The organism is Hydrogenophaga sp. L310 (assembly GCF_055703065.1).
The window spans coordinates 59,753-73,166 of the sequence record NZ_JBVPZA010000009.1 but is presented as its reverse complement, the minus strand read 5'-3'; the positions used below and the strand labels follow the sequence as shown (position 1 = coordinate 73,166).

General features: G+C 65.8%; 19 protein-coding genes. 11 read left to right on the top strand and 8 right to left on the bottom strand.

Annotation, left to right across the window (positions count from 1 at the left end; translation table 11 throughout):
* Positions 1 to 63: 63 nt before the first annotated feature.
* From AC0GNO_RS15680 to AC0GNO_RS15670, 3 genes are read left to right on the top strand one after another with little or no spacing between them, the layout of a single operon-like run.
* On the top strand, positions 64 to 291 hold the full coding sequence (locus AC0GNO_RS15680; RefSeq protein ID WP_305360318.1) for a sulfurtransferase TusA family protein: 228 nt from the start codon (positions 64 to 66) through the stop codon (positions 289 to 291).
* A gap of 39 nt (positions 292 to 330) precedes the next feature.
* Positions 331 to 801: a sulfur carrier protein DsrE2 gene (gene dsrE2, locus AC0GNO_RS15675; protein ID WP_472886745.1), complete on the top strand. Its 471-nt coding sequence runs from the start codon at positions 331 to 333 to the stop codon at positions 799 to 801.
* Between the two features lie 16 nt (positions 802 to 817).
* Positions 818 to 1,921 (top strand): YeeE/YedE family protein, encoded by a 1,104-nt coding sequence (locus AC0GNO_RS15670; RefSeq protein ID WP_472886744.1) that lies wholly within the window; start codon positions 818 to 820, stop codon positions 1,919 to 1,921.
* A 33-nt stretch (positions 1,922 to 1,954) separates the two neighbouring features.
* Here AC0GNO_RS15670 and AC0GNO_RS15665 read toward each other — a convergent pair whose 3' ends face one another.
* The 8 genes from AC0GNO_RS15665 to AC0GNO_RS15630 form a co-directional block, all read right to left on the bottom strand.
* Positions 1,955 to 2,173: a hypothetical protein gene (locus AC0GNO_RS15665; protein ID WP_472904610.1), complete on the bottom strand. Its 219-nt coding sequence runs from the start codon at positions 2,171 to 2,173 to the stop codon at positions 1,955 to 1,957.
* Between the two features lie 25 nt (positions 2,174 to 2,198).
* On the bottom strand, positions 2,199 to 2,519 hold the full coding sequence (locus tag AC0GNO_RS15660) for a S24 family peptidase (protein WP_472904609.1): 321 nt from the start codon (positions 2,517 to 2,519) through the stop codon (positions 2,199 to 2,201).
* A gap of 17 nt (positions 2,520 to 2,536) precedes the next feature.
* Positions 2,537 to 4,036 (bottom strand): 2Fe-2S iron-sulfur cluster-binding protein, encoded by a 1,500-nt coding sequence (locus AC0GNO_RS15655; protein WP_472904608.1) that lies wholly within the window; start codon positions 4,034 to 4,036, stop codon positions 2,537 to 2,539.
* A 61-nt stretch (positions 4,037 to 4,097) separates the two neighbouring features.
* Positions 4,098 to 5,051 carry a TauD/TfdA family dioxygenase gene (locus AC0GNO_RS15650; protein WP_472904607.1) on the bottom strand — a complete coding sequence of 318 codons (954 nt, stop codon included), beginning with the start codon at positions 5,049 to 5,051 and terminating at the stop codon, positions 4,098 to 4,100.
* A gap of 2 nt (positions 5,052 to 5,053) precedes the next feature.
* A complete protein-coding gene (locus AC0GNO_RS15645) occupies positions 5,054 to 5,662 on the bottom strand; it encodes a hypothetical protein (RefSeq protein WP_472904606.1) in 609 nt (202 codons plus the stop codon).
* Positions 5,663 to 5,673: 11 nt separating this feature from the next.
* Entirely contained in the window at positions 5,674 to 6,003 is a 330-nt protein-coding gene (locus AC0GNO_RS15640) for a TusE/DsrC/DsvC family sulfur relay protein (RefSeq protein ID WP_472886737.1), read from the bottom strand.
* 38 nt (positions 6,004 to 6,041) lie between these two features.
* The gene (gene cas6 / locus AC0GNO_RS15635; RefSeq protein ID WP_472904605.1) at positions 6,042 to 6,668 is read right to left on the bottom strand and encodes a type I-MYXAN CRISPR-associated protein Cas6/Cmx6; all 627 of its coding nucleotides are present in this window, start codon (positions 6,666 to 6,668) and stop codon (positions 6,042 to 6,044) included.
* Positions 6,665 to 6,892: a DUF6967 family protein gene (locus AC0GNO_RS15630; RefSeq protein WP_472886735.1), complete on the bottom strand. Its 228-nt coding sequence runs from the start codon at positions 6,890 to 6,892 to the stop codon at positions 6,665 to 6,667. Before AC0GNO_RS15630 ends, cas6 begins: the two co-directional genes overlap by 4 nt.
* 271 nt (positions 6,893 to 7,163) lie before the next feature.
* On the opposite strand from AC0GNO_RS15630, the gene dsrA reads away from it, so the two are divergent.
* The 8 genes from dsrA to dsrK all read left to right on the top strand — a co-directional run bounded on the left by dsrA (position 7,164) and on the right by dsrK (position 13,390).
* A complete protein-coding gene (gene dsrA / locus AC0GNO_RS15625; RefSeq protein WP_472904604.1) occupies positions 7,164 to 8,462 on the top strand; it encodes a dissimilatory-type sulfite reductase subunit alpha in 1,299 nt (432 codons plus the stop codon).
* 63 nt (positions 8,463 to 8,525) lie between these two features.
* On the top strand, positions 8,526 to 9,596 hold the full coding sequence (dsrB, locus tag AC0GNO_RS15620) for a dissimilatory-type sulfite reductase subunit beta (protein ID WP_472904603.1): 1,071 nt from the start codon (positions 8,526 to 8,528) through the stop codon (positions 9,594 to 9,596).
* Between the two features lie 22 nt (positions 9,597 to 9,618).
* Positions 9,619 to 9,978 (top strand): sulfurtransferase complex subunit TusD, encoded by a 360-nt coding sequence (tusD, locus tag AC0GNO_RS15615; RefSeq protein ID WP_226464647.1) that lies wholly within the window; start codon positions 9,619 to 9,621, stop codon positions 9,976 to 9,978.
* Positions 9,979 to 9,990: 12 nt separating this feature from the next.
* On the top strand, positions 9,991 to 10,347 hold the full coding sequence (gene tusC / locus AC0GNO_RS15610) for a sulfurtransferase complex subunit TusC (RefSeq protein WP_210825991.1): 357 nt from the start codon (positions 9,991 to 9,993) through the stop codon (positions 10,345 to 10,347).
* 10 nt (positions 10,348 to 10,357) lie between these two features.
* A complete protein-coding gene (gene tusB / locus AC0GNO_RS15605; RefSeq protein ID WP_472904602.1) occupies positions 10,358 to 10,657 on the top strand; it encodes a sulfurtransferase complex subunit TusB in 300 nt (99 codons plus the stop codon).
* Between the two features lie 47 nt (positions 10,658 to 10,704).
* On the top strand, positions 10,705 to 11,037 hold the full coding sequence (locus AC0GNO_RS15600; protein WP_177137169.1) for a TusE/DsrC/DsvC family sulfur relay protein: 333 nt from the start codon (positions 10,705 to 10,707) through the stop codon (positions 11,035 to 11,037).
* A gap of 76 nt (positions 11,038 to 11,113) precedes the next feature.
* Entirely contained in the window at positions 11,114 to 11,842 is a 729-nt protein-coding gene (locus tag AC0GNO_RS15595) for a respiratory nitrate reductase subunit gamma (RefSeq protein WP_472904601.1), read from the top strand.
* Between the two features lie 18 nt (positions 11,843 to 11,860).
* On the top strand, positions 11,861 to 13,390 hold the full coding sequence (dsrK, locus tag AC0GNO_RS15590) for a sulfate reduction electron transfer complex DsrMKJOP subunit DsrK (protein WP_472904600.1): 1,530 nt from the start codon (positions 11,861 to 11,863) through the stop codon (positions 13,388 to 13,390).
* Positions 13,391 to 13,414: the final 24 nt, after the last annotated feature.

Sequence of the window (13,414 nt, the reverse complement as noted above, 5' to 3'; positions counted from 1 at the left end):
TCCTCTTGAAGAATCAACCTCCATGCGGTGCGTGAGCGCCATCAAAAAACACTGGAGACAACGATGGAATTCAACAAGGAATTTGACGCCTCGGGCCTGGCCTGCCCCATGCCGATCGTCAAGACCAAGAAGGCGCTGGCCGACATGGCCAGCGGACAGATCCTGCGCGTGGTGGCGACCGACCCCGGCTCGGTGTGCGACATGGCCGCGTTTGCCGAGGCGACGGGCAACGCCCTGCTGGAACAGAGCAGCGAGAACAGCAAGTTCGTGTTCTACCTGAAGAAGGCCTGAAGCCCCTCTCGCCTTTTCCCCTCGCAGGAGACACGCAACGTGGCAAGCAAAAAAATGGCGTTGATCGCCACCAAGGGCACGCTGGACATGGCCTACCCGCCGTTCATCCTGGCGTCCACCGCGGCCTCGCTGGGCTGGGATGTCCAGATCTTCTTCACCTTCTACGGCCTGCAGCTGCTGCGCAAGAGCCTCGACGGCGTGCAGATCAGCCCGCTGGCGAACCCGGCCATGCCGATGCCCGTGCCCATGCCGGTGATGGTGCAGATGCTGCCGGGCATGGAAGCGATGGCCACGATGATGATGAAGAAGAAGATGAAGTCCAAGGGCGTGGCCTCGCTGCAGGAACTGCGCGACGTCTGCCTGGAACTGGAGGTCAAGTTCGTCGCCTGCCAGATGACCGTGGACCTGTTCGAGTTCGAGACCAGCGAATTCATCAAGGACGTCGAATACGGCGGCGCCGCGACCTTCATGAAGTTCGCCGGCGAATCGGACGTCTGCCTGTTCATCTGACCCCGGAGCCCTGCACATGAGCGAAGGAATGAACCCGTCGATGCTTGTGGTCTGGGGTGGTTTTGTCCTGGCCTTCATCTTCGGCGCCGTGGCCAACAAGACCAACTTCTGCACCATGGGCGCGATCTCGGACGTGGTCAACATGGAGCACTGGGGCCGCATGCGCATGTGGCTGCTGACCATCGCCGTGGCGGTGATCGGGGCCAACCTGCTCTATTACTTCGGCCTGATCGACCTGTCCAGGTCGGTTTACCAGCGGCCGGTGCTGCCCTGGTTGTCGTTGCTGCTGGGCGGCACCCTGTTCGGCGTGGGCATGACCATCGCCGCCGGCTGCACCAACAAGAACCTGGTGCGCGTGGGCGGTGGCAGCCTGCGATCGGTGGTGGTGCTGACGGTTCTGGCGATCTCGGCCTACATGACACTCAAGGGCCTGTTTGGCCAGTGGCGCGCCAGCTACCTGGACCCGGTCTCGGTGGACCTGTCGCAGTGGGGCTTCAGCGCCCAGGGCCTGCCGCAGGTGCTGGCCAGGCTGACCGGCCTGCCGGACAAGACGGTGCTGCTGATCACGCTGAGCGTGGTGGGGCTGGGCCTGCTGGCGTTCGTGTTCAAGGACAAGCGCTTCCGCGCCAACCTGTCCCACGTGTTCGGCTCGGTGGTGCTGGGTCTGGTGGTCGTGGCCGCCTGGTACCTGACCGGCCATCTCGGCTACGGCGAAGATCCCGAGACGCTCGAAACGGTGTACTTCGCCACCAACACCCGCACGCTGGAATCCATGAGCTTCGTCGCACCAGTGGCCTACAACCTGGAAATGCTCATGATGTGGACCGACAAGTCGCTGCGCATGACCTTCGGCATCGCGTCGGCCATCGGCGTGGTGCTCGGCTCCTTCGCCTACGCCATCAGCACGCGGCAGTTCCGCTGGGAAGGCTTTGCCTCGATGGAGGATCTGCGCACCCAGCTCATCGGCGCGGTGCTGATGGGCTTTGGCGGGGTCACAGCGATGGGCTGCACGATCGGCCAGGGCCTGTCGGGCGTGTCCACCCTGGCGATCGGCTCCTTCATCGCCCTGACGGGCATTGTGGGCGGGGCGGTGGCCACGATGAAGTGGCAACAGCGCTGACACCCGGTCCCGTCCTCCGCCCTTGCTGAAGCCCTATTCTTCGCCCGTCGGGCCGGCTTCGCGCACCTGGCACAGCAGGTCTTCGGCCTGCAGTTCGTTCTCGGCAAAGATCACTTTCACCTTGTCGGTGCTGCCCGGTGGCAGCGCGGCACGCAGCGTCTTGGCCTGGCTGGACGCTGCGGCAAACGCCCCGTGTTCCTCCAGCTTGTCGAGCTGACCAAAGGGTTTGACGCGGTAGATGTAGTACGGCACGGAGGTTCCTCGGGATGGGTGGTTTTCAGATGTAGCGTTTGCTGGCCTGGCGCCGCCCGGGCAGCGCCTTCTGGATGACCACGCCCCGCACGGCCGACAGATCGGCGAGCGGCCGGTCGGCGAAGGCCGGGTTCAGCGCGTGCAGCGTCCAGCCGTTCGCCTGCTGGCAGAGCTGGCGGAAGATCCATTCACCGGCGTGCTGGGCCAGCACGAAGCTGCCGTCGCGCACCAGGCCCTCGGGTTCGATGAGGATGATCTCGCCCTCCAGGAACTCGGGCTCCATGCTGGTGCCAAGCACGCGCAGGGCAAAGGCTTCACTTCCGCTGCAGGCGGACTCACCAGGCATGGCATCGAGTTGGACCGTCACGCCATTTCCCCCACCGGCTCGGTCAGCATCAGGGTGTGGATCTGCGCCGCCGGCACACCCGCGGCCCGCAGTTCGGCGTCGAGCGCCTCCACGAAAGCCGCCGGTCCGGCGAGGTAGAAATCGCAGTCGATTTCGAACAGGTCGGCGCGCATGGCACGCGCGAGCTGCAGCGCGCCAAAGGTCACGTCGGGATCGGCCAGCAGTTCGTACTCGAACAGGTCCAGCGCCTCCGACCAGGCCCGGCACTGGTTGGCGAGGAAGTGGCCGTCCGGCCGGGTGGCGAGCCAGAAGAGCGAGAGCGAAGGTGCGCTGTCGAGCGACAAGGCATGTTCGATCAGGCTCTTGACCGGGGCAAAACCGGTGTCGCAGGCGGCGAAGACCAGCGGCCGGGCGCTGTCGGCCAGCACGAAGTCACCCACAGGCCCCCACACCGTGACGTTGTCGCCGGCCTGGATGCCATCGGAAAACAGCTGGCGGGCAAAAGGGTCCCGCGCATGGCGCTCGACGAAGAAGTGCAGGTTGCGGTCGTCGCACGGGCAGCTGGCGATGGGGTACAGGGCGTGCACGTCGCTGCCGTCGGGGCGGTTCAGGCCCAGCGTGACCGACTGACCGGCCAGGAAGCGCAGGCGGTGGCTGCGCGGCGTCTGCAGGTGCAGCAGCCGCGTGCCCGGCGCGAGTTGCGTGACGGCGCGAACGGTGGTCACGATCTGCTGCTGCGGAATGTCCTGCGGGCCACGGGCCTCCAGCAGTTCCAGCGTCAGCTCGCTGCTGGCCGCGGTGTGCGCGCACGCCAGCGTGTAGCCCTGGGCCCGCTCAGCCTCGGACAGCGGGTAGTCGCAGGGCTGGGTGCGTACCACCTCGCCCGAAATCACGCGCACCTTGCACATGCCGCAGGTGCCGTTTCCGCAACCGTAGTTGAGCTTGAGTCCGGCGCGCAGGCCGGCCTGCAACAGGGTGTCGTGCCCCTCGACACAGAACTGGTGTCCGCTGGGGCGCACCGTCACCTGGGCTGTCATGACTTTGAGCATGTCGTCCATCACCGTGAGCAGGTCGGCCTGTTCGGTCGCGAGCGCCTGCGTCAGACCCTGGTCGACAAAATCCTGCAGTTCGGACAGCGCCAGCGGCGTGGCGCCGTTGTCTTGCAGGGCATGGATGCGCGTCTGCAGCGCAATCACCAGCGCGTGGTAACGCTGCAGCAAACGCCGCACATCGGCCAGCTCCTGCGTCTGGTGGAAGAGCCGCTGCGCGAGCACCTCCTGGCTGGGCAGCAGCCGCTCGCGCAGGCGCTTGCCGAAGGCCTCGTCGCGGATGTGGGCCACCCGCTCCAGCAGGCCGGTTTCTTCGAACTGCACGCCGGGGTACAGCCGCAGCAGCTCGTCGGTGGTGACCAGCCCGTCGTTGAGCACCAGCGCGCCGTTGCGCACCTGCTGCTGCAGCACGCCACGGGGCACGCCGACCAGCTGGGCGGCGCGCCAGATCGTCAGCCAGTGGCTCATCGGAACACCTCGCCCAACGGGCCACGGTGCGCGCTGGCGTGGGAGCGGCCCGGCGCTGCGCTCACAACTGCAGCTCCGGCTGGGCCGCCTGCAGCGCGTGGCGATGCGGCGCTGGCGGTGCGCCGACACGGTCGAGGTAACGCGCCCGGTACAGCAGGCGCGGCCGCTGCGGGTCGTCGGTGAAGGCACTGCGATCGTGCGGCACGTTGTTGCAGACGACGCCCATGCCGGGCTGCAGTTGTACGTGAAAAATCCAGGGCACGTCGCTGGACAGCAGCTGCTCCAGAAAAGCGACCGCCGCACGCGTGTCGGGGTCGTCCTTCCAGGCGATGCTGCGCGTGCGCGCGGTGTAGCGCATGTGCAGCGCGTGCTCACCGTCAAGGCCCGTCAACACGCTGAACACCGGGCCGCTCTGGGCGGGGCGGGCCACACCGTTGTCGTCCGCCCGCTCGGGAATGGTCATGGCGTCGGGCGCCATGAGTGCGCGCACCCACGCGGGGTTGGCGTCGCGCAGCGCGATGTAGACCCGGTGATGGTCGACCAGCCCGCTGACACCGCCCTCGCCCGCCGCGCGCACGCAGTGCAGGACCATGCCCTCGATGCGGCGCGACTGCGGGTGGTAGTAGCCGTCGGTGTGCCAGCGGATGGGTTTGTCGGTGTAGGGGATGAAGTCGGCGCGGGCGCCAGGCCGCTGCGTCGACACTGCTATCGGCGAGATGCCGTCTTCGTCGGCCAGCCAGTTGGCGTCGAGCCGCTGCAGGCCCAGCTGTGCCCCGAGCAGGCGCGGCACCGCCTTGTCTTCTTCGACGACCGGGCTGCGGTAGACCACCATGTTGGCGCGCGCGCAGGTGTGCAGCAGGGCGGCGCGTTCGTCGGCGCTCAGGTGCCGCGGATCGGCCACGTCCACGATCAGGTCTTCCGCACGCACCGGCTGGGTGGCCAGCTTGGTGGCCCGCCACTGCGCGTACGCCTGCGGTTGGTCGAGGTCGAACGGGCTGGGGGAGGTGGCTGTCATGTCTAGTCTCCGCTCATGGAGGCGCGGCGTTTCGGTCGCGGCTCGGTGGACAGTGCGCCGTGCATGCCCCGGCGCACCATCTCCAGCGCCTCCGGCACCTCGACGGCCATCAGCTGGTCTTTGACCCAGTGCTGGTCCTTGGCCGGCATGACGCCCTCGATGCGGCTGCCCAGGTAGCGCACGAAACCGAAGTCCGGCCCCTCGGGGCCATGCCCGAAGTCGGCATAGGCCTCGCCGAGTTGATTGCAGAAATCGATGAACTGGTTGCGCCAGCTGTCCGCACCCTCGGGTGGCAGCCCCAGCCATTCCTGCTCGCTTTCCTCCAGGATCTCGGCCACGCGGCGCACCAGTGCAGCGGTGAACTCGCCGCGTTGTTCCGCGCCCATGCGCTCGAACGCCATGCGGTCCACCACCTGGATCAGGAAGCCCAGGATTTCCCGCATGAAGGCGAAATATTGCGGCCCGACGTCGATGTCGAACCGGGCCTCGCGCATCTGCTTGACCATGTTCTGCGTCACGCGCCAGACGATGAAGGCCAGCACACTGGCGGTCTCCTTCGCGGACTTCGGTCGCCCGTTGTCAAACCACTGGTTCTTGATGCGCAGGGCCATGGTGCAAACGGTCAGTATCCGCCCTTGCCCAGCGGCTGGGGAAGCCCGGCCACCTTCGCCGCCTGCTTGGCCGGCCCGAGCGGAAACAGGTCGTACAGGTACTTGCTGTCCACCCCCTGGCGGATCTCGCTGTAGCCCTTGAGCATGTTGCGAAAGTTGGGCGTGTGGCCGTGCTCGCGGTACTGGTCGCGCATGTAGCGGATGACTTCCCAGTGCGCATCCGACAGGACCAGGCCATCGGCCGCTGCGATCACCTGCACCGCCTCTTCGCTGTAGTCGGGTTCGAGCAGGTAGCCTTCGGCATCGGTTTCGAGTTCAACGCCATTGATCTGGTAGCCCATGCTGGTGTCTCCGTGTTGGGGGGTTGAGAAAATCGAAGCTATTCACCGACCGCCGCGGCCGACTTGTGCGGCACGAAGATGCCGCAGCCCAGCAAGCGGTGACGGCCCAGTCCGTGTTCCTGCAGCAGCAGCGAATCCGCCTGGCTGAGTCCGTGCAGCATCAGGCTGAACGTGGTCTGCGCGCCACCGGGCCAGTCGCGCTGCTGGCGCTTGCCGCAGACCAGCTGCGAGCGCACCTGCAACGTCTGCAACTCGTCGTTCATCGCCTGCATGAACGCGATCTCGTCATCGGCCTCCGCGGCCACGGCATAGGCGTACAAGGTGTGGTGCGGCAGCAGTTCGCGCGGGTGCGGCAGGCCCAGGGTGGCGGTCTGCTCGCCCACCTGCAAGGACCGGCCGGCGAGTTCGATGGCGGCCGCCAGGCGCTCGCGTGGCAGGCGCAGCAGCAGGCGTGTGCGCTGTGACAGCAGGGCCTCGGCTTCATTGCCCGGCACCAGCTTGAGGGGGTGGATGCCGGCCAGCGGCTCCTGATCGATCCAGGGCATCTCGCGCTGCAGCGCCGCCCGCAGGGCCGGCGCCGAATCGCGCGGCAGGCTGTGGCCGTTCAACGGAAAGACCATGTCAACCAGCGCGGTGGGCCGGGTGTCGTCGAAGGCTCCGCTCATGGGGGATCGGTCCGTGTGGGCTGTTCCTGCGCCCAGCGCAGCAGCGCCTGGCCCCAGTGCTCGGCGGTCTGGGGATCGATGTCGAAGATCGTGAAGCGGCTCCCTTCACGGATGCGCGTGCGCAGCAGACTCATGCCACCGGCGTCGTGGTCGTGCTGCTGCAGCTCGATCTCCTGCCCACCGAGGGGCACCCGGAATCGGTCTAGCGGGGTGATCTGGCTCATGTCTCCGTCACTCTGTTGGCCTGCACAAGCTGGCGGGCTTTGTTCATCTGCGCTATTGGCGCAATTCCGGGGCCGGCAGTCTATAGCCGGGACGGGTGGGACCGCATAACCCATCTGGGTAGTCCCGCCTAGCCAACGAGGGGGATAGCAAGAAGACCGCCCCGGCTCCTACGATGCACCCCACACCGGAACACGGGCCGACAGAGCCCCCGCAATGCCCACGATGCGAGACCGCCGTTGTCGAAAACGGTACCCCGACAGGAGACAAGACATGGCCAAAAAGATGCACGAGACCCCGATGCTCGACGAGCTCGAGAGCGGCCCGTGGCCCAGCTTCGTGACCGGCCTCAAGCGGCTGGCCAGCGAGAAGGACTACATGGTGGACCTGATGGGTCAGCTGGAGACCTCGTACCGGACCCGCAAGGGCTACTGGAAGGGCGGCACGGTGGGTGTGTTCGGTTACGGCGGTGGCGTGATCCCGCGCTTCACCGAACTCAAGGACGCCGACGGCAAGCCCCAGTTCCCCGACGCCGCCGAGTTCCACACGCTGCGCGTGCAGCCGCCGGCCGGCATGCACTACAACACCGATGTGCTGCGCAAGATGTGCGACATCTGGGAGGAGCACGGCTCCGGACTGATCGCCTTCCACGGCCAGTCGGGCGACATCATGTTCCAGGGCGCCAAGACCGACAAGGTGCAGGACGCCTTTGACGCGCTCAACGAACTCGGCTTTGACCTCGGCGGGGCCGGCCCCGCGGTGCGCACCTCGATGAGCTGCGTCGGCGCTGCGCGCTGCGAGCAGTCGTGTTTTGACGAAGCGCGCGCCCACCGCCAGGTGATCAACACCTTCCTGGACGACATCCACCGCCCGGCCCTGCCCTACAAGTTCAAGTTCAAGTTCTCGGGTTGCTCCAACGACTGCATGAACTCGATCCAGCGCTCTGACATGGCCGTCATCGGCACTTGGCGCGACAACATGCGCACCGACGAAACCCTGGCGCGCAAGTGGTTCGACAAACACGGCATGAACGAGCTGGTGAACGACGTCATCAACCGCTGCCCGACCAAGACCATCCTGCTCAAGGAGGTCAAGGACGTGGCCCAGGGTCCGAAGATTTCCAGCGTGAAGATCAACGACACGCAGTGCCTGGAGATCGACAACAGCAACTGCGTGCGCTGCATGCACTGCATCAACGTCATGACCGGCGCGCTGGCCCACGGCACCGACACCGGCGCCACGATCCTGGTCGGCGGAAAACGCACGCTCAAGATCGGCGACCTGATGGGCACGGTGGTGGTGCCCTTCATGCCGCTCAAGACCGACGAGGACTACAAGGGCCTGGTCAAGCTGGGGCAGAAGATCATCGATTTCTTCGCCGAGAACGCGCTGGAACACGAGCGCACCGGCGAGATGATCGAGCGCATCGGCCTGGTCAATTTCCTCGAAGGCATCGAGCTGGAGGTGGACCCCAACATGGTGTCCACCCCGCGCACCAACCCCTACGTGCGCACCGACGACTGGGACGAAGAAGCCGCCAAGTACATGGCGCGCAAGCAGGCTGCCGCCTGACCGGCGCAGCGCTCTTCTCCTCCTCCGATTTCTTCTCCACCGTCCAACCCGGGAAGGCAACCCATGGCCCAAATGCGATCCCCCATTGAGAGCGGCGTGCCGGACAACAAGCAGTTCCTGCATCCGACCCTGCTGAAAAACTACGGCAACTGGCGCTACCACGACCGGCCGCGGCCCGGCGTGCTGCACCACGTCTCGCACAGTGGCGACGAGGTCTGGTCGGTGCGTGCCGGCACCCAGCGCCAGATGGACGTGCACACGATCCGCAAGCTCTGCGACATCGCCGACACCTACGCCGAAGGGCATGTGCGCTTCACCATCCGCTCGAACATCGAGTTCATGGTGGCCGACCCGAACAAGGTGGCACCGCTGATCTCGGCCTTGACCGAGAGCGGCTTCCCCGTGGGCGGCACCGGCAACTCGGTGTCGATGATCGCGCACACCCAGGGCTGGCTGCATTGCGACATTCCGGGCACCGACGCCTCGGGCGCCGTGAAGGCCCTGATGGACGAGCTCTACACCGAGTTCATCCGCGAGGACATGCCCAACCGCGTGCACCTGTCCACCAGCTGCTGCGAGATCAACTGCGGCGGCCAGGCCGACATCGCGATCGTGATCCAGCACACCAAGCCGCCCAAGATCAACCACGACCTGGTGGCCAACGCCTGTGAACGCCCGGCCGTCGTGGCACGCTGCCCGGTGGCCGCGATCCGCCCGGCGCTGGTCAACGGCAAACCGTCGCTGGAGGTGGACGAGAAGAAATGCATCTGCTGCGGCGCCTGCTTCCCGCCCTGCCCGCCGATGCAGATCAACGACCCGGAGCACTCCAAGTTCGCCATCTGGGTCGGTGGCAAAAACTCCAACGCGCGTGGCAAACCGACCTTCATGAAGATGGTCGCCTCGGGCATTCCGAACAACCCGCCGCGCTGGCCCGAGGTGTCGGAGATCGTCAAGAAGATCCTCTACACCTACAAGGCCGACGCCCGCCCCTGGGAGCGCCTGTCGGACTGGGTGGAGCGCATCGGCTGGCCGAACTTCTTCGAGAAGTGCGAGCTGCCCTTCACCAAGTACCTGATCGACGACTGGCGCGGTTCGCGTTCCAGCCTGAACGCATCGACCCACATCCGTTTCTGATCAACGCCGGCGGACCCAGCCCATGAAATTCGGACTACTCGTCAGCGAGGGGCCCTACACCCACCAGGCCTCCGACAGCGCCTACCAGTTCTGCATGGCCGCGATCGCGAAGGGGCATGAGATCCAGCGCGTCTTTTTCTACCACGACGGTGTCAACAACGCCACGCGGCTGACCGAGCCGCCGCAGGACGACCGCCACATCGTCAACCGCTGGTCGTCGCTGAAGGCCGAGCACAACGTCGACCTGGTGGTCTGCGTGGCCGCTGCGCTGCGGCGCGGCATCAAGGACGAGGTGCTGGCCCCGGGCTTTCGCATCTCGGGTCTGGGCCAGCTGGTGGACAGCGGCATCAAGGCCGACCGCCTCGTGACGTTCGGCGATTGATCGGAAAGCACGATGAAAAAATTCATGTTCGTCAACCGCAAGGCCCCCTACGGCACGATCTACGCGCTGGAGAGCCTGGAGGTGGTGCTGATCACCGCCACGCTCGACCAGGACGTCAGCCTGGTGTTCATGGACGACGGCGTCTACGAGCTGGTCAAGGGCCAGCAGACCAAGGACATCGGCATCAAGAACTTCTCGCCCAGCTACCGCGCGCTGGAAGGCTACGACGTGGAGAAGCTCTACGTGGACCAGGCCTCGCTGGCGCAGCGCGGCCTGAGCGAGGCCGACCTGCTGGTGCCGGTCGAGGTGCTGGACACCGCGCAGATGGCCGAGCTGATGGCGCAGCAGGACGTGGTCCTGAGTTTTTGAGGAGAACCCCATGCTGCACATCGTCAACAAATCCCCCCACCAGACCGGCTCGCTGGCGAGCTGCCTGCGCATGGCCCTGCCCGGCCACGCCGTGCTGCTGATCGAAGACGGCGTCTACGCCGCCACCGCCGGCAGCCCGCTGGAGGCCAGCCTGCGCGAGGCCGGTTCACAGGTCAGGTTCTACGCACTCAAGCCCGACATGGACGCGCGCGGCATGGCCTCGCGGGCCCTGGACGGCGTGACGCTGGTGGACTACGGCGGCTTCGTGGACCTGGTGGCCGAACACAGCGCATCGAACAGCTGGCTCTGAACCTTGAGCCAGCCGCATTTTCATTCCGACAACCTGAGGACATCACCATGAGCATCGCAATCAATGGCGCCACTTACGAAACCGACGAAGAGGGCTACCTGATCAACCTGGCCGACTGGAACAAGGAGATCGCCGAGCACATCGCCGAGGAAGAGAAGGTCCCGCTGACCGACAACCACTGGGAAGTCATCAACTTCCTGCGCGAGTACTACAACGAGTACCAGATCGCCCCGGCCGTGCGCGTGCTGACCAAGGCCATCGGCAAGCAGTTCGGCGAGGAAAAGGGCAACAGCAAGTACCTGTACGACCTGTTCCCCTACGGCCCCGCCAAGCAGGCCTGCAAGATCGCCGGCCTGCCCAAGCCCACCGGCTGCGTCTGAAGCTGAGGCATCCGCCCGGCCTGCCGGGTTGACCTGCCTTCCTGACCCCTTCGCCACCCCGACCCAGGTCCATGTGATGAGCGCTCTCTCGATCTTCTTCGCTGCGCTGTTCTACCTGGCCACCGCCATTTTCGTGGTCGGTGTGGCGTTGAAGATCCGGCAGTACGCGGTCACGCCCGCGCCGCTGAAGATCGCCCTCACGCCCGCACCGCTCACGACCACCGGCGTGGGCTGGCGCCTGACGCGTGAGGTGGTTTTTTTCGAGAGCCTGTTTCGCTCCAACAAATGGACCTGGCTGTTCGGCTGGATGTTCCACGCCGCGCTGCTGCTGGTGGTGCTGCGCCATGTGCGCTATTTCCAGGAACCGGTCTGGCTGCCCATTGCCGTGGTCCAGCCCTTTGGCACCTACGCGGGTTTTGCCATGGTGGCCGGCCTGGCCGGCCTGTGGGCGCGGCGCTTCCTGGTGGACCGCGTGCGCTACATCTCCACCCCCTCGGACCACCTGATGCTGGCGCTGCTGATCGCCATCGGCCTCACCGGCCTGGCCATGCGCTTCGTCGCGCACACCGACATCGTGGCGGTCAAGGTGTTCATGCTGGGCCTGATGCGCCTGAGCGTGCAGCCGCTGCCCGCCGACCCGGTGCTGCTGGTGCACCTGTCGCTGGTGGCCCTGCTGATGATCATCTTCCCCATCAGCAAGCTGCTGCACGCGCCCGGCCTGTTCTTCAGCCCGACGCGCAACATGACCGACAACCCGCGCGAAGCCCGCCACCTGGCCACCTGGGCTGCGGCCCTGGACAAATAAACGGAGCACCCATCCGCCATGGCCACCGCCGCATTCACCACCCCCAAGCTGAAGGAATACCCGGTCATCCCGCTGGTGCAGCTGGGTGCCACGTCGCACCTCAAGCCCTTCGTGGCCTCGGAGGCGATCCAGAAGAACCTGGGCTTTCCGGGTGAGCTGGTTGAGGACTGGCAAGCCAAAGCCATCGACAAGATGGGCGAGCTGCTGGGCAAGTACCGCTCGCTGCGCGTCTACATGGACGCCTGCGTGCACTGCGGTGCCTGCTCCGACAAATGCCACTACTTCCTCGGCACCGAAGACCCGAAGAACATGCCGGTGGCACGCCAGGACCTGATGCGACAGGTCTACCGCCGCTACTTCACCTTTGCCGGCAAACACTTCCCCCAACTGGTCGGCGCCAAGGACCTGACGCGCGAGGTGCTGGACGACTGGTACAGCTACTACCACCAGTGCTCCGAATGCCGACGCTGCTCGGTGTTCTGCCCCTACGGCATCGACACCGCCGAAGTCACCATGGCCGCGCGCGAGATCATGGACTCGATCGGCATGGGCCAGAAGTACGCCAACGAAATCATCGGCAAGGTGCACCGCATCGGCAACAACCTGGGCATCCCCGGGCCGGCACTGGAAGACACCCTGCTGGGGCTGGAAGAAGACACCAAGGACGAGACCGGCCTGGACGTGCGCTTCCCGCTCGACGTCAAGGGCGCCGAGGTGCTGCTGATCACGCCGTCGGCCGACTTCTTCAGCGAGCCGCACGTGGACAGCCTGATCGGCTACGCGAAGGTGTTCCACGCCGCTGGCGTCAGCTGGACGCTCTCCAGCATGGCCAGCGAAGCGGGCAACTTCGGCATGTTCATCGGCAACTACGAGCAGCTGCGCAAGATCGCGCTGCGCATCCGCGAAGCCGCGCTGGAACTGGGCGTCAAACGCATCGTGGTCGGTGAGTGCGGCCACGCCTGGCGCGTGGCGTACAGCTTCTGGAACACGCTGGTGGGCATCGGCGCCGGCGGCAAGGACCCGTTTGCCATCGAGCTGCAGAACCAGCTGGACCACCGCTACAAGCAGCCCATGCACATCTGCGAGTTCACGCACGACCTGATCGTTCGCGGTGCGCTGCAGTTCGACAAGGAAAAGAACGACAACCGCATCATCACCTTCCACGATTCGTGCAACGTGGCGCGCGCCTCGCGCATGGGCGACTTTGCGGGCGGCCAGTTCACCATCCCGCGCGACATCATCAAGGCGGTGGCCAACCACTTCCACGACATGGCGCCCGAAACCATCCATGAAAGCACCTTCTGCTGCGGCGGCGGCGGCGGCCTGCTGACCGACGACCTGCTGGAGCTGCGCGTCAAGGGCGCCTTGCCGCGCATGGAAGCGCTGAAGAACGTGGTGGACGAACACGGCGTGAACTTCATGGCCACCATCTGCGCCATCTGCAAGGCGCAGTTCACCAAGGTGCTGCCGCAGTACGGTTTTGACATGAGCATGGTCGGTGGTGTGCACCAGCTCGTGAGCAAGGCCATCCGGCTCGGTGACAAGTAAGCACACGCACCGACAACGATCACA

What these genes read in the sequence shown, in the direction of transcription:
- dsrK (WP_472904600.1), top strand. Translation starts at nt 11,861, where the DNA reads ATGGCCACCGCCGCATTCACCACCCCCAAGCTGAAGGAATACCCGGTC.
- AC0GNO_RS15595 (WP_472904601.1), top strand. Translation starts at nt 11,114, where the DNA reads ATGAGCGCTCTCTCGATCTTCTTCGCTGCGCTGTTCTACCTGGCCACC.
- AC0GNO_RS15640 (WP_472886737.1), bottom strand. Translation starts at nt 6,003, where the DNA reads ATGGGCTACCAGATCAATGGCGTTGAACTCGAAACCGATGCCGAAGGC.
- AC0GNO_RS15655 (WP_472904608.1), bottom strand. Translation starts at nt 4,036, where the DNA reads ATGAGCCACTGGCTGACGATCTGGCGCGCCGCCCAGCTGGTCGGCGTG.
- tusB (WP_472904602.1), top strand. Translation starts at nt 10,358, where the DNA reads ATGCTGCACATCGTCAACAAATCCCCCCACCAGACCGGCTCGCTGGCG.
- dsrB (WP_472904603.1), top strand. Translation starts at nt 8,526, where the DNA reads ATGGCCCAAATGCGATCCCCCATTGAGAGCGGCGTGCCGGACAACAAG.
- AC0GNO_RS15650 (WP_472904607.1), bottom strand. Translation starts at nt 5,051, where the DNA reads ATGACAGCCACCTCCCCCAGCCCGTTCGACCTCGACCAACCGCAGGCG.
- AC0GNO_RS15660 (WP_472904609.1), bottom strand. Translation starts at nt 2,519, where the DNA reads ATGCCTGGTGAGTCCGCCTGCAGCGGAAGTGAAGCCTTTGCCCTGCGC.
- AC0GNO_RS15600 (WP_177137169.1), top strand. Translation starts at nt 10,705, where the DNA reads ATGAGCATCGCAATCAATGGCGCCACTTACGAAACCGACGAAGAGGGC.
- tusC (WP_210825991.1), top strand. Translation starts at nt 9,991, where the DNA reads ATGAAAAAATTCATGTTCGTCAACCGCAAGGCCCCCTACGGCACGATC.
- AC0GNO_RS15680 (WP_305360318.1), top strand. Translation starts at nt 64, where the DNA reads ATGGAATTCAACAAGGAATTTGACGCCTCGGGCCTGGCCTGCCCCATG.
- tusD (WP_226464647.1), top strand. Translation starts at nt 9,619, where the DNA reads ATGAAATTCGGACTACTCGTCAGCGAGGGGCCCTACACCCACCAGGCC.
- AC0GNO_RS15630 (WP_472886735.1), bottom strand. Translation starts at nt 6,892, where the DNA reads ATGAGCCAGATCACCCCGCTAGACCGATTCCGGGTGCCCCTCGGTGGG.
- dsrA (WP_472904604.1), top strand. Translation starts at nt 7,164, where the DNA reads ATGGCCAAAAAGATGCACGAGACCCCGATGCTCGACGAGCTCGAGAGC.
- cas6 (WP_472904605.1), bottom strand. Translation starts at nt 6,668, where the DNA reads ATGAGCGGAGCCTTCGACGACACCCGGCCCACCGCGCTGGTTGACATG.
- AC0GNO_RS15670 (WP_472886744.1), top strand. Translation starts at nt 818, where the DNA reads ATGAGCGAAGGAATGAACCCGTCGATGCTTGTGGTCTGGGGTGGTTTT.
- AC0GNO_RS15645 (WP_472904606.1), bottom strand. Translation starts at nt 5,662, where the DNA reads ATGGCCCTGCGCATCAAGAACCAGTGGTTTGACAACGGGCGACCGAAG.